The sequence below is a fragment of the Paraburkholderia sp. LEh10 genome (genome assembly GCF_017814945.1).
In the GTDB taxonomy this organism is placed as follows: domain Bacteria; phylum Pseudomonadota; class Gammaproteobacteria; order Burkholderiales; family Burkholderiaceae; genus Paraburkholderia.
Genome location: NZ_JAGIPX010000009.1, coordinates 181,782 through 194,346 on the forward strand (window position 1 = coordinate 181,782; position 12,565 = coordinate 194,346).

Consider the following 12,565-nt stretch of genomic DNA (forward strand, 5'->3'; position numbering starts at 1 on the left):
GCATGAAGCACTTGATGCGCTCGATGCGCTTGAACTCGCCCGGCATCATTCCCGTTTGTTCATACCGCGGTCGAGCGCCTATGATGAACTTCGCACAACCCGCAGCACAGGGCGGCATCGGCCGCAACGGACCATGACCGACATCGTCAACTGGCACGCTCACGTGTATTTCGATCAGGCGACGCGCGACGCCGCATGGTCGCTGCGCGAGGCCATCGACGCGCGCTTTGGCGGCAGGCTCGAAATGGGGCGTTTTCACGAGCGCCCCGTCGGTCCGCATCCGATGTGGTCGTACCAGCTCGCGTTCGGCCGCGAGCTGTTCGCGGAGCTGTTCGAATGGCTCGTGCTGAACCACGGCGCGCTCGATGTCTTCATTCATCCGAACACGGGCAACGCGCTGCGCGATCATCGCGACTCCGCGGCGTGGATCGGGCGTGCTTATCCATTGAATCTCGCCGCGCTGGGCGGATAGGCCGCCTTCGCCGCCCGTGCGCTGCACGAACGCGCGCGCGCCGCGCGGAGGGCTGCGTCATGACGATGACCAATGCGGTGTCGGGCACCAACGTCCATGAAGTGGCGGACGGCATCTACCGGATCAACACGCCCATCTTCTTTGCGAATGGGGACGGCTTCTCCTTCAACCAGTATCTGATCGCCGACGACGCGCCGCTGCTGTTTCACACAGGTCCGCGCAAGATGTTCGCGCTCGTGCGCGAAGCGGTGGCGTCCGTGTTGCCGCCCGAGCGGCTGCGTCATATTGCGTTTTCGCACGTCGAGGCGGACGAGTGCGGTTCGTTGAACGAATGGCTCGCAATCGCGCCGGATGCGCAGCCGCTGTGCGGATCGATTGCCAAGCTCGTCTCCATCGACGATCTCGCCGACCGGCCCGCGCGCGGTCTCGAAGACGGCGAGGCTGTCGAGCTCGGCCGCCACCGGCTGCGCTGGCTCGCGACGCCGCATGTGCCGCACGCGTGGGAATGCGGGATGTTGATCGACGATACGACGCGCACGCTGCTGTGCGGCGATCTGTTCACGCAAGGCGGCGCCGATCTGCCCGCGATCACGGATGCGGACATCCTCGGCCCCAGCGAGGCCTTTCGTCGAAGCCTCGACTATTACTCGCACACGCAACACGGCGACATGATGCTGGAGAGGCTTGCCGCACTCGAACCGCTCACGCTCGCCTGCATGCACGGCAGCGCGTGGCAAGGCGACTGCGCGGCGCTGATCCGCGCGCTGGCGCAATCGCTGCACGAATGAGTGTCCATTGCGTGAGCACTGCGGCGCGCAGGCGACGCGTCGCCGCAGTGCAGCAGGATTTTTTTTCGCCGATGACGTCGATTTCCGTTGCCGCCGCCCGTCGTCAAGATAAGCGGACATGTCGTCCGCTATGTGCCAGCAAGGACGACGACGATGACCTTGAAGCTCTACGCCCACCCGTTTTCTTCGTATTGCCAGAAGGCGCTCATCGCGCTGTATGAGAACGGCACGCCGTTCGAGTACCGCAGGCTCGACGAACCCGGCGCGATGGAAGAACTCTGTGCGCGCTGGCCGATGAAGCGCTTTCCGCTGCTCGTCGACGAAGGCCGCACGATCGCCGAGGCGAGCATCATCATCGAGCATCTGGGGCTCTTTCATCCCGGCCCCGTGCGGCTCGTGCCGCACGATCCACGCGCCGCGCTCGAAGTGCGCAGCATGGACCGTTTCTTCGACAACTACCTCGCGACGCCGCAGCAGAAAATCGTCTTCGACACGTTCCGCAGCGAGGGCGAGCACGATACGCGTGGCGTCGCCGACGCGCGCACGCAGCTCGAAACCTCGTACGCGTGGCTCGACAACGTGATGAAAGACCGCGAGTGGGCGGCGGGCGACGGCTTCAGCCTCGCCGACTGCGCCGCCGCACCGTTCCTGTTCTACGCGGACTGGACGCACGGGATCGACCCGCAGTTCGAACATGTGCTCGCGTACCGCAGGCGTCTTTTGAAGCGGCCATCGTTCGCGCGCGCCGTCGATGAAGCGCGGCCGTACCGGCACCTGTTTCCGCTCGGCGCGCCGGATCGCGACTGAGCGTCCACGACCGTTTTCAGCGGCCGCCCCGGCGTCGCGAGAATGGCGCGGCGCCGGGCACCCTGTTCCGAAGGCTCTTCAATGGAGGCCGATCATGTCTTCTGCTTCTTCCCTCATGCCCGCCGCCGAACTCGCAACGCGCAACGGCAGGCATTTTCCGAACGAAAGCGTCGAGTACCGGCGCGCGCGGGACGCGCTGCTCGCCGAGGAAATCGAGCTGCGCCGCCATATCGAGCGCGTTGCCGAGCAGCGCCGCGCGCTCCCGCAGGGCGGCGAAGTGACGGGCGACTACCGTTTCGCTGGCGAAGCGGGTCCTGTCGATTTCGCCGGGCTGTTCGGCGACAAGGACACGCTCGTCATTTATAGCTATATGTTCGGGCCGCAGCGCGAGCGGCCGTGTCCCATGTGCACGTCGTTACTGAGCGCGTGGGACGGCGAAGCGCGCGACATCGGGCAACGCATCGCGCTCGCCGTGGTCGCGCGCTCGCCGATCGAACGGCTCGTTGCGTTCAAAAAGGAGCGCGGCTGGCGAGACCTGAAGCTGTATTCGGACGTCAACGGCGAGTACAGCCGCGACTTCGGCGCGATCGGCGAAGACGGCGGCGACGAGCCGGCATTCCAGGTGTTCACGCGCCGCGACGGCACGATCCGGCATTTCTACGCAGCGGAGATGGGCTTTCAGACGGCCGACCCAGGGCAGGACCCGCGCGGCGCGCCCGATCTGATGCCGATGTGGACGATCTTCGACATGACGCCCGAGGGGCGCGATCCGCATTGGTATCCGAAGCTCGATTACACGCGCTGACGTGCGTGCGCGAGGGTTGGGCGCGGGCGGTGTCGTGCGTGTCGGGTATGCGCTGCTGTGGGGCACGCGCGCGCAGCCTGACCGCGTGCGCTCAGGCCGCGTGAGCGCGGCGCGCTGTTGGTGTTGCCGTGGGTCGGCGTGTCGCTGCGCGACTCAGTCCGCGAGGCGCTTGTCGGCGAGCGCGCGTTCGCAATCGCCGAATACGGCCAGCACGAGCCGGGCTTGTGCGTCGAGTTCGTCGGTGTCGAGAATTTCCTCGACGGCGTCGCGTGCCCAATCCGCTTCGACGAACGACGCGTGCCGCTGCGCGATGTCGAGCGCGATTGCCGACAGCTTCGCGACGCACAGCCAGTCCGCGGTTCGGTTATGCCGGTCGAGCCACTTGTGCGCGGCCTCCACGTGGAAGGACGGCGTGGGCCAGGCCTCGTTCAGATACCAGGCCCCGAGGCTTCCGCAGGTGAGCCAGCACAGCAGCTCGACCCGGTCGCGTTGGTTCAGAAGATGGCGTACATCACTCATGGCGACGCTCGCAAAGGTTACGGATAGGACGTAAGTTCCGCGTAGCAAAGCTCAAACCCGTGTGTACGACAATAACACGAGGTTGTGCCATGCACGACAGGGTTTAACCGGATGCGGGCGCATCGCGTCATATCGAGCGTGCGATGGCGGGCGGTCGCAAGCGCCGGGCGGCGCTGACGGGCGCGATGCGGCGGCGCGCGTTCAGCGTGTGCAGGCGCCGCGCGTGGCGGCCATCTTCGCGGCGGCGGTATTGCCGGATGTCTTGGCGGGTGGATGGCTGGATTTATCGCTGGCAGTTTGGGCCGGCGCGTCGAGCAGGATCGTCTGGCCGTGGCGCAGGACCGTGAACGCGTCGTCGGGCAGGTTGGCGGCGCGGGCCGCTTCGGCGAGTTTTTGCGGCGGTTCGTCGAGCGGCTCGTCCGTCAGTTCGAACGTGCCCCAGTGAATGCCGATCGCTTTTTTCGCGTGCACGTCCTCGAATATCTGCACGGCCTGCTGCGGGTCCACGTGCGGCGGCCCCATGAACCAGCGCGGCTCATATCCGCCGATCGGAATCAGCGCGAGATCGAAGCAGCCGAACGCCGCGCCGATCCGCTTGAAGTCGTCCGAGTAGCCGGTGTCGCCCGCGAAGTAGACGGCATACGGATGCCGGGCGCCCGCGGGCGTCTTCACGACCCAGCCGCCCCAGAGCGTCTCGTTGCGGTCGGCGAGGCTGCGCGCGGACCAGTGCGTCGCGGGCACGAACCAGATGTCGAGCCCCGCCGCGCGCGTTTGGTCGCCCCAGTCGAGTTCCTGCGCGTTCGTGATGCCTTTGTTCGCGAGCCAGTCCTTGATGCCGAGTGGCACGAGAAAGACCGGCGGCCCGCCCGGCTGTGCGTTGAGCGCCTGCACGCTCGCCGTGTCCAGATGGTCGTAGTGGTTGTGCGAAATCAGCACGACGTCGATGTGCGGCAACTGATCGGGCGTGAGGGCGGGCGGCATGCGCCGCTTCGGGCCGGCGAACGCGACGGGCGACGCGCGCCCGGAAAAGACCGGGTCGGTCAGGATGTTGACGCCGCCAATCTGCAGCAACGTGCTGGCGTGGCCGATCCACGTCATCGCGTTTTCGCTGCGGTTCGCGCTGATCCAGCCGACGTCCGGGTGATCGACGGGAAACGCGTAGCCGTTCGCGGGCGGCGGCGGCAGACCGTGGATCAGACGGTTCCAGCGCCATTTCAGGAACGATCCGCGCACGAGCGGCCCATCGTCGTTTTCGAATCCGCTGTCGGCGCGCGGGGCGTGGTGAATGCCGCTCGCGGCGAGCCGCTCGGGCGTCGGATCGTTCTGCTGCGCGCTGGCGCCGCAGCTTGCCGCCGTGGCGCTGATGGCGAGAGCGGCGAGCAGTAAGCGGACACGCAACGGAAGTGGCATCGAGAGCAAAATGAGAGTCGGGACGTCAGCAAAGCGTACAGCGAGCGGTGTGTCCGTGCAGTCTGGGCGCAGCGCCGGCAGCCGGGTTCATCGTCGCGCCATGTGCCGCGCGCAATGTCGAATCGCGCGCGGCAGTGTTCAACGGTCGCGCCCGGATCGAGCCGCGTGCAGGAAAAATTGTGCGTGCAGTGAAACAGACAGATGAAATGAAGTGCGTTCTCGCCGAATAAAGGTCGCCTAAAGCAGCCCGCTTCCTGCAATTTTTTGCCTCGAAGCCCATTCGACCGGCCCGTTTCGAACCGTCAAAAAGCAAAATAAGGCAAAATTCGGGGCATTCGCGTCGGCCGTGGCGCCGCCGGCGGCATTTCCCAACCTTTCTCGACCAAGAGCAAAGCGATGAGTACCAAGCAACCTACGATCATCTACACCCTGACCGACGAAGCCCCGCTGCTCGCGACGAGTGCCTTTCTGCCGATCATCCGTACGTTCACCGCGCCGGCTGGCGTCAATGTCGAGACCAGCGACATTTCCGTGGCGGCCCGCATCCTCGGCGAGTTCGCCGAATTCCTGACGGACGAGCAGCGCGTGCCGGACAACCTGGCCGAGCTGGGCCGTCTCACGCAGGACGCGGACACGAACATCATCAAGCTGCCGAACATTTCGGCGTCGGTGTTCCAGCTGGTCAGCGCGATCAAGGAGCTGCAGTCGAAGGGCTACAAAGTGCCGGATTATCCGGAAGACCCGAAGACCGACGAAGAAAAAGCGATCCAGAAGCGTTACTCGAAGTGTCTCGGCAGCGCGGTGAACCCGGTGCTGCGCGAAGGCAACTCGGACCGCCGCGCGCCCGCCGCCGTCAAGAACTACGCGAAGAAGCACCCGCACAGCATGGGCGAGTGGAGCATGGCGTCGCGCACGCACGTCGCGCACATGAAGCATGGCGACTTCTACCACGGCGAAAAGTCGATCACGAACGACAAGGCGCGTGAAGTCCGCATGGAACTCGTCACGAAACGCGGCGAGACGATCGTGCTGAAGCCGAAGGTCGCGCTGCAGGATGGCGAGATCGTCGACAGCATGTTCATGAGCAAGAAGGCGCTCGTCGCGTTCTACGAAGACCAGATGGAAGATGCGCGCAAGACGGGCGTGATGCTGTCGCTGCACGTGAAGGCGACGATGATGAAGGTCTCGCACCCGATCGTCTTCGGCCACGCCGTCAAGGTGTTCTACAAGGATGCGTTCGCGAAGCACCAGAAGCTGTTCGACGAACTGGGCGTGAACGTCAACAACGGCCTCGTCGATCTGTACACGAAGATCGAAGCGCTGCCGGAATCGAAGCGCGAAGAAGTGATCCGCGACATGCACGCGTGCCACGAGCACCGTCCGGCGCTGGCGATGGTCGATTCGGCGAAGGGCATCTCGAACCTGCACGCGCCGAACGACGTGATCGTCGACGCATCGATGCCCGCGATGATCCGCGCAGGCGGCAAGATGTGGGGCGCCGACGGCCGTCCCGCCGATACGAAGTGCCTGATTCCCGAGAGCACGTTCGCGCGCATCTACCAGGAAATCATCAACTTCTGCAAGACCAACGGCGCGTTCGATCCGAAGACGATGGGCACGGTGCCGAACGTCGGCCTGATGGCGCAAAAGGCCGAAGAGTACGGCTCGCATGACAAGACGTTCGAGATTCCGGAAGACGGCGAAGCGCGCATCGTCGACAACGCGACGGGCGAAGTGCTGAGCGGGCTCACGCAGCAGGTCGAGCAGGGGGACATCTGGCGCATGTGCCTCGTGAAGGACGCGCCGATCCGCGACTGGGTCAAGCTCGCCGTCACGCGTGCGCGCAACTCGGGCATGCCGGCCGTGTTCTGGCTCGACCCGTACCGTCCGCACGAAAACGAGCTGATCAAGAAGGTCGAGACGTATCTGAAGGACCACGACACGTCGGGTCTCGAGATCCAGATCATGTCGCAGGTCCGCGCGATGCGTTTCTCGCTGGAGCGGGTGATCCGCGGTCTGGACACGATCTCGGTGACGGGCAACATCCTGCGCGACTACCTGACCGACCTGTTCCCGATCATGGAACTGGGCACGTCCGCGAAGATGCTGTCGATCGTTCCGCTGATGGCGGGCGGCGGCATGTACGAAACGGGCGCGGGCGGCTCGGCGCCGAAGCACGTGAAGCAGCTGGTCGAAGAAAACCACCTGCGCTGGGATTCGCTGGGCGAGTTCCTCGCGCTGGCCGTGTCGCTGGAAGAGCTGGGCATCAAGTCGGGCAACGGCAAGGCGAAGGTGCTCGCGAGAACGCTCGATGCCGCCACCGGCAAGCTGCTCGACAACAACAAGAGCCCCTCGCCGAAGACGGGCGAGCTCGACAACCGCGGCAGCCAGTTCTACCTCGCGATGTACTGGGCGCAGGAACTGGCCGCGCAGAAGGACGACGCGGAGCTTGCCGCGAAGTTCTCGCCGCTCGCGAAGGTGCTGTCGGACAACGAGAAGACGATCGTCGGCGAACTGTCGGACGTGCAGGGCAAGGCAGTGGAGATCGGCGGCTACTACCTGCCGGACTTCGCGAAGCTGGAGACGGTGATGCGTCCGAGCAAGACGTTCAACGCCGCGCTGGCCGCCGTGACGGCCTGACCCTGAACGCCGTGGCGCAGTAAGCGAAGCCCGCGCATTTCGATGCGCGGGCTTTTTCAATGGGCCGATGGATTGCCGTCGAACGAACGCGTGAACACCACTCACAATCGCATGCGCGCCCAGCATCAGGCGTTCTTCGCGTCGCTCTTTTTCTCGCGGCTCGCTGACCAGATTCTGCTTTTCCTCGTCCCGCTCGTCGTGTTTCAGACCACGCAAAAGGCGACGTCGTCCGGCATCGCGTTCTTTATCGAGGCTTTCCCGCGCTATATCGTGTTCCCCGTGTGCGGCGCGCTGTGCGATCGGATGTCGCCCGTCACGGTGTTGCGCGCGAGTCAGCGTTATCGCGCGCTCGCCTGCGCGGCCGGGATGGCGGGCTTTGCCGCACTCGGCGGGATCGGCTGGCTGATCGCGCTGTCCGCCGTGTGCGGCGCGCTGACGAGCCAGGGGCTCGTCGCGCGCGAAGTGCTGTTGCCGCAGAGCTTCGTGTCGGAGCGCTTCGAAAAGGTGCTGTCGTATGCGCAGATCGCCGACCAGGTCGGCGTCGTGCTCGGGCCGATGCTCGCCGGTTTGCTGCTCGGCTGGTGGCGCTGGGAGATCGTCGTCGGCGTCGCGGCGCTGCTGTTTTTTGCCGCCGACGGCGCGACGCTGCTCTGGCAGCGCGCGAGCCGCTTCGAATGGACGATGCGCGGACACGAGCCGGTGAACTGGCTCGCGCCCGTGAAGACGGCGCTTGCGCATGTCGCGCGTCTGCCGGGCCTCGGCAGGCTGGTCGCGCTCGCCGCCGCGGAAAATCTGGTGATCGGCGTGACGCTCGCCACGTCGGCCGCGATGGTGACGGGACTGCATGGCCGGCGGGATGCGTTCTATGCGTGCGTGCAAACGGCGGGCGCGATAGCGACGATCGCGATTCTGCTCGTGATCGCCAGAGTGCGGATTGCGCGCAACGCATTGGGGCTCGTGTCGTTTGTCGCGATCTTCGCGGGTGGGCTGATCGCGGGTCTGAGCCCGTCCGTGTGGGGCTATGTCGCGGGCTTCCTGCTGATCGTCGGCTTCGACAAGATGTTCAGCATCTACATCCGCAGCGTGCGCCAGGCGATCATTCCCGCCGGGGATTACGGCAAGACGCTCGGCGTCGTCATCATGCTCAACAACCTGACGCAGCCGCTCGCGGGGCTGCTGGTCGGGCTGTTTTCGGGCAATGGGCGCATCGGCGCGGTGGTCGTCGCGATTTCGCTCGGCATGGGCGCGCTCGGGGCCGTGGCCGTACTGGCGAGCGGGCTTCGCCGAAGCGGTGCGCCGCGCGTCGCGCGGTTGGGCGACCGCTCGCCGGACAGCGTCGAATGACGTTGGCACAATGAACCGTTCGCCACCGGCGAGGAGCGGGATCGACATGGAACGGGACGACGACCTGCAGCACTTCGAAGCGCATGGCGCCGCGCCGCTTCCCGAAGCGGACGAAGAGGGCTTCGTGGACAACGAGGGCGCGCGCATCGCGTGGTCCGTTTATGGCGCGCGCCAGCCCGCGATGGGCCAGCCCGTGATGGGCCAGCCCACTATGGGCCAGCCCACTATGGGCCAGCCCGTCGTACTGCTGCATGGCGGCCTCGGACATCGCGGCAACTGGGGCTATCAGGTGCCCGCGCTCGTTGCCGCGGGCTACGGAGCGATCCTGATCGACAGCCGCGGACACGGCCGCAGCACGCGCGACACTCGCCCCTACAGCTACGACCTGATGGCCTCCGACGTCCTCGCCGTGCTCGATGCGCTTCATGTGCAACGGGCCGCGTTCGTGGGCTGGAGCGATGGCGCGTGCACCGCGTTGATCCTTGGCCGGCGCGTGCCCGAACGCGTCGCCGGCGTGTTCTTTTTCGCGTGCAACATGGACCCCGGCGGCGCAAAGGCATTCGTGCCGACGCCCGTGATCGACGCGTGCTTCAGGCGGCATCGCGACGACTACCAGGCGCTCTCTTCAACGCCCGGCGATTTCGACGCGTTCGTCGCCGCCGTCAGCGAGATGCAGCGCACGCAGCCCACCTACACCGCCGATGATCTCGCGCAGATCGTTGTGCGCGTCACCGTGGCGATCGGCGAGCACGACGAGTTCATCAAGCGCGAACACGCCGACTATCTCGCGCGAACCATCCCGGACGCCGAACTGATCGTCTTGCCGAACGTCAGCCATTTCGCGCCGCTGCAAAGGCCGGCGCTGTTCAACGGCGTGATCGAGCGGTTCGTCGGGACCCTCTTTGAAGCGGGGTAGCGCGCGCCTGTATGCGCTTACTCGTGCTTCTCGCCGCCGTTCGCTTCCATCTTCGCGCCTGCCTTCGCGCCCATCTTCGCGCCCATCTTCGCGCCCACCTTTTCGGCGCTGGCCGCTTTCTGGTCCTCTTCCCATCCGCCGCCGAGCGCGAGGAACAGGTTCACCTGATCGATCGCCACCTGGCTCTCGGCAGCCGCGACCTGCGAAGCAACGGTCGTCAGCGTGCGCGTCGCGTCGAGGTCGTCGATGAACGACCCGCGTCCGGCAACATACAGCCGGTGCGTTTCGTCGGCCGACTGCACGGCCGATTTGTACGCGGTGCGCAACGCATCGGCGCGGGTCGTATCGGACGCGTAGGTCGAGAGGCTCGTCTGCGTTTCGCGCAGCGCGTTCAGCACGACGCCGTCGAAGTGCGCGAGCGCGCCGCTCGTTGCGGCTTGCGTCTGATGCACGCGCGCGCGCTCGCCGTTGATCGGAAAGGTCCAGCTGATCAGCGGACCGAACGCCCAGCGGTTGGTCGCCGGGCCGAACAGGTCGGCGGCGAGGCCGACCGAGCCCGCCGACGCGCCGATGCTCACGGACGGATACAGCGCAGCCGTTGCGACGCCGATGCGCGCCGTCGATGCCGCCAGCTGCCGTTCGGCCTGCCGCACGTCCGGGCGGCGCTTGAGCAGCGCGGCGCCGTCGCCGACGGGAATCGGCTGCTTCAGATGCGGCAGCTTGCTGCAGGCGAGGGCGGCGGGCGGTAATTCGGACGGCGCGCGTGCAAGCAGCATCGCGAGCCGGTATTGCGCCGCCTGGCGGCGCGCGACGAAGCGCGGGATATCGGCGGCGAGCGTATCGGCCTGCGTCTGTCCACGCGTGACGTCCGGCTGGTTGCCCCGGCCCGCGTCGCGCAGCCGCTGCGTGAGCTTGACCCGTTGCCGTTGCAACGACAGCGACTGCTGCGCAATCGCGAGTTCGTCAGCCGCCGCGCACGACTCGACATAGGCACGCACGACATCGGCCACGACCGTGACGCGCGCAAGGTCGCTGGCGGCCTCGACGGCTTCGTCGTCGGCCTTCGCCGCTTCGACGCCGCGCCGCAGCTTGCCGAACAGATCGATTTCGTACGAAACGCTCAGGTCGAGCGCGCCTTCGTTGACGACGGGGATCTTCTCCGTCAGCAGATACTGTTCGGCCGATTCCTGCGCGCGCTGGAACGCCGCCGACGTCTTGCCGGAAAAGCCGCCCTGTTCGCTGGCGAACTCGACCTCCGCGCGCGAGCGCGCGAGATTGGCCGCGGCGACGCGCAGATCGGTGTTGGATGCGAGCGCTTCCATCACCAGCTGATCGAGCACGGGGTCGTCGTACAGACGCCACCATTTCGACGGCACGGGCTGCTGCGTGACGGGCGCTGCGTCCGCGCCGTCGATCGCGCCGTTCGCGTATGGCGCGTTGACCATCGCGTTCTCGGGCAGCCTGTAGTTGGGGCCGACCGTCGTGCAGGCGTTCAGCGCGACGACGAGAGGCAATAGCGCGGGCAACAGCGCGGGCAACAGCGTCCCGCCGACGCGCGCTGCCGTGATGGACGGGATGCGCTTCATCGCGATGCGCCCGATGCGGGCCCGGTGGCGAGCGACGATGCGCCGCCCGCGCGAGGCGCGCCCGTCGCGGATGCGCCCGCGCCGGCGGACGCCGCTGACGCCGACGCAGCCCGCATTCCCGAAGCCGGATTCGAAGCCGGCGTTTCCGAAGCCGCATTCGAAGCCGCATTCGAAGCCGAACGGCGCCCGATCGACGGCCCCATGCCGGCCACCGACACCGTCGCCGTACGGCCCGCGATCATCCGGAAGTCGGCGGGAATCTCGTCGAGCGCGACGCGCACGGGAATGCGCTGCGCAAGACGCACCCAGCTGAATGCGGGGTTCACGTTCGGCAGCAGGTTCTGGCTTTGCTGGCGGTCGCGGTCTTCGATCGCGGCGACGATGCTCTGCACGTGACCGCGCAGCACGCCCGGCTCGCCCATCACCTTGATGTCGACGGGCTGGCCGATGTCGATGCCGCGCAGCTTGGTCTCCTCGAAGTAGCCGTCGACGCGGAACGAATGCATGTCCACCACCGACAGCACCGCGCGTCCCGCCGACACGAACTCGCCGACGCGCGGCGCGCGATCGTTCAGATAGCCGTCGACGGGACTCACGATCACCGTGCGCTGCAGGTTCAGGCGCGCGGTATCGATCGCGACTTCGGCATCGGCGAGCGCGGCGGCCGCCGTCTCGACGCGCGAGTGCGTTTCCTCGACGGCTTCGCGCGCGACGAGGTTGCCGAGCGTGCGGTTGCGGGCATCTTCGCGGCGCGCCTGGTCGAGCGTCGCGCGGCGCTGCTGCGCGGTGGCTTGCGCGTTGCGCAGCGCGAGCGTGTAGCGCGCCTGGTCGATCACGAACAGCACTTCGCCGCGCTTGACCTGCTGGTTGTCGAGGACGTTCACTTCGGTGATGAGCCCCGACACGTCGGGCGCGACCTGGATGACGTCGGCGCGCACGTGGCCGTCGCGCGTCCACGGCGCGAACATGTAGTAGTCGACCACCTTCCATAGCACGACCGCTGCGATCACGACGACGACGAGTGTGAGCAGGATCTGCCCGACGGAGAACCAGGTTTTCTTCACGTTATGAACCGGTGCGAAACGATGACGACAAGCCCCAGCACCAGTACATAAATGCCGAGATCGAAAATGGAACGGTGCCAGACGAAGCGGTAAAAGCCCACGCGCGCGAGCATGGTGCGGATCGCCAGATTCACCAGATAGGCGATCAGCATCAGGACCAGCACGGCCGGCACGAACACGCCGAGGATGTCGATTTCGCCGATCATGTGCGTCG

12 protein-coding genes are annotated in these 12,565 nt (G+C 66.3%); 7 read left to right on the forward strand and 5 right to left on the reverse strand.

Annotation, left to right across the window (positions count from 1 at the left end; genetic code table 11):
* The first annotated feature begins 133 nt into the window (after positions 1 to 133).
* From J8I87_RS10465 to J8I87_RS10480, 4 genes are all read left to right on the forward strand, one after another.
* Positions 134 to 472: a DOPA 4,5-dioxygenase family protein gene (locus J8I87_RS10465; RefSeq protein ID WP_209931380.1), complete on the forward strand. Its 339-nt coding sequence runs from the start codon at positions 134 to 136 to the stop codon at positions 470 to 472.
* Between the two features lie 59 nt (positions 473 to 531).
* Positions 532 to 1,260 (forward strand): FprA family A-type flavoprotein, encoded by a 729-nt coding sequence (locus J8I87_RS10470; RefSeq protein ID WP_209931381.1) that lies wholly within the window; start codon positions 532 to 534, stop codon positions 1,258 to 1,260.
* 153 nt (positions 1,261 to 1,413) lie between these two features.
* Positions 1,414 to 2,067: a glutathione S-transferase family protein gene (locus tag J8I87_RS10475; protein WP_209931382.1), complete on the forward strand. Its 654-nt coding sequence runs from the start codon at positions 1,414 to 1,416 to the stop codon at positions 2,065 to 2,067.
* Between the two features lie 94 nt (positions 2,068 to 2,161).
* The gene (locus J8I87_RS10480; RefSeq protein WP_209931383.1) at positions 2,162 to 2,872 is read left to right on the forward strand and encodes a DUF899 family protein; all 711 of its coding nucleotides are present in this window, start codon (positions 2,162 to 2,164) and stop codon (positions 2,870 to 2,872) included.
* A 153-nt stretch (positions 2,873 to 3,025) separates the two neighbouring features.
* On the opposite strand, the gene J8I87_RS10485 is transcribed toward J8I87_RS10480, so the two are convergent.
* Positions 3,026 to 3,391: a hypothetical protein gene (locus tag J8I87_RS10485; protein WP_209931384.1), complete on the reverse strand. Its 366-nt coding sequence runs from the start codon at positions 3,389 to 3,391 to the stop codon at positions 3,026 to 3,028.
* A 201-nt stretch (positions 3,392 to 3,592) separates the two neighbouring features.
* Positions 3,593 to 4,801, reverse strand: a complete 1,209-nt coding sequence (locus tag J8I87_RS10490; RefSeq protein WP_209931385.1) for an MBL fold metallo-hydrolase — start codon at positions 4,799 to 4,801, stop codon at positions 3,593 to 3,595.
* 396 nt (positions 4,802 to 5,197) lie between these two features.
* Here J8I87_RS10490 and J8I87_RS10495 point away from each other — a divergent pair, with 396 nt between their 5' ends.
* The 3 genes from J8I87_RS10495 to J8I87_RS10505 all read left to right on the forward strand — a co-directional run bounded on the left by J8I87_RS10495 (position 5,198) and on the right by J8I87_RS10505 (position 9,701).
* Positions 5,198 to 7,441 carry an NADP-dependent isocitrate dehydrogenase gene (locus J8I87_RS10495; RefSeq protein ID WP_209931386.1) on the forward strand — a complete coding sequence of 748 codons (2,244 nt, stop codon included), beginning with the start codon at positions 5,198 to 5,200 and terminating at the stop codon, positions 7,439 to 7,441.
* A gap of 111 nt (positions 7,442 to 7,552) precedes the next feature.
* Positions 7,553 to 8,785 carry an MFS transporter gene (locus J8I87_RS10500; RefSeq protein WP_209931408.1) on the forward strand — a complete coding sequence of 411 codons (1,233 nt, stop codon included), beginning with the start codon at positions 7,553 to 7,555 and terminating at the stop codon, positions 8,783 to 8,785.
* Between the two features lie 46 nt (positions 8,786 to 8,831).
* Positions 8,832 to 9,701 carry an alpha/beta fold hydrolase gene (locus J8I87_RS10505; RefSeq protein ID WP_209931387.1) on the forward strand — a complete coding sequence of 290 codons (870 nt, stop codon included), beginning with the start codon at positions 8,832 to 8,834 and terminating at the stop codon, positions 9,699 to 9,701.
* Between the two features lie 17 nt (positions 9,702 to 9,718).
* Here J8I87_RS10505 and J8I87_RS10510 read toward each other — a convergent pair whose 3' ends face one another.
* The 3 genes from J8I87_RS10510 to J8I87_RS10520 are packed head-to-tail and all read right to left on the reverse strand — an operon-like array spanning position 9,719 to position 12,557.
* Entirely contained in the window at positions 9,719 to 11,287 is a 1,569-nt protein-coding gene (locus J8I87_RS10510) for an efflux transporter outer membrane subunit (RefSeq protein ID WP_209931388.1), read from the reverse strand.
* The gene (locus J8I87_RS10515; RefSeq protein WP_209931389.1) at positions 11,284 to 12,351 is read right to left on the reverse strand and encodes an HlyD family secretion protein; all 1,068 of its coding nucleotides are present in this window, start codon (positions 12,349 to 12,351) and stop codon (positions 11,284 to 11,286) included. Before J8I87_RS10515 ends, J8I87_RS10510 begins: the two co-directional genes overlap by 4 nt.
* Positions 12,348 to 12,557, reverse strand: a complete 210-nt coding sequence (locus tag J8I87_RS10520) for a DUF1656 domain-containing protein (protein WP_209931390.1) — start codon at positions 12,555 to 12,557, stop codon at positions 12,348 to 12,350. The genes J8I87_RS10515 and J8I87_RS10520 overlap by 4 nt, the downstream gene beginning before the upstream one ends.
* Between the last annotated feature and the right edge of the window lie 8 nt (positions 12,558 to 12,565).

Excerpts from the sequence above, each read along its gene's own strand:
- J8I87_RS10465 (WP_209931380.1), top strand. The coding sequence starts at position 134 with ATGACCGACATCGTCAACTGGCACGCTCACGTGTATTTCGATCAGGCG.
- J8I87_RS10475 (WP_209931382.1), top strand. The coding sequence starts at position 1,414 with ATGACCTTGAAGCTCTACGCCCACCCGTTTTCTTCGTATTGCCAGAAG.
- J8I87_RS10495 (WP_209931386.1), top strand. The coding sequence starts at position 5,198 with ATGAGTACCAAGCAACCTACGATCATCTACACCCTGACCGACGAAGCC.
- J8I87_RS10470 (WP_209931381.1), top strand. The coding sequence starts at position 532 with ATGACGATGACCAATGCGGTGTCGGGCACCAACGTCCATGAAGTGGCG.
- J8I87_RS10485 (WP_209931384.1), bottom strand. The coding sequence starts at position 3,391 with ATGAGTGATGTACGCCATCTTCTGAACCAACGCGACCGGGTCGAGCTG.
- J8I87_RS10510 (WP_209931388.1), bottom strand. The coding sequence starts at position 11,287 with ATGAAGCGCATCCCGTCCATCACGGCAGCGCGCGTCGGCGGGACGCTG.
- J8I87_RS10520 (WP_209931390.1), bottom strand. The coding sequence starts at position 12,557 with ATGATCGGCGAAATCGACATCCTCGGCGTGTTCGTGCCGGCCGTGCTG.
- J8I87_RS10500 (WP_209931408.1), top strand. The coding sequence starts at position 7,553 with ATGCGCGCCCAGCATCAGGCGTTCTTCGCGTCGCTCTTTTTCTCGCGG.
- J8I87_RS10505 (WP_209931387.1), top strand. The coding sequence starts at position 8,832 with ATGGAACGGGACGACGACCTGCAGCACTTCGAAGCGCATGGCGCCGCG.
- J8I87_RS10490 (WP_209931385.1), bottom strand. The coding sequence starts at position 4,801 with ATGCCACTTCCGTTGCGTGTCCGCTTACTGCTCGCCGCTCTCGCCATC.
- J8I87_RS10480 (WP_209931383.1), top strand. The coding sequence starts at position 2,162 with ATGTCTTCTGCTTCTTCCCTCATGCCCGCCGCCGAACTCGCAACGCGC.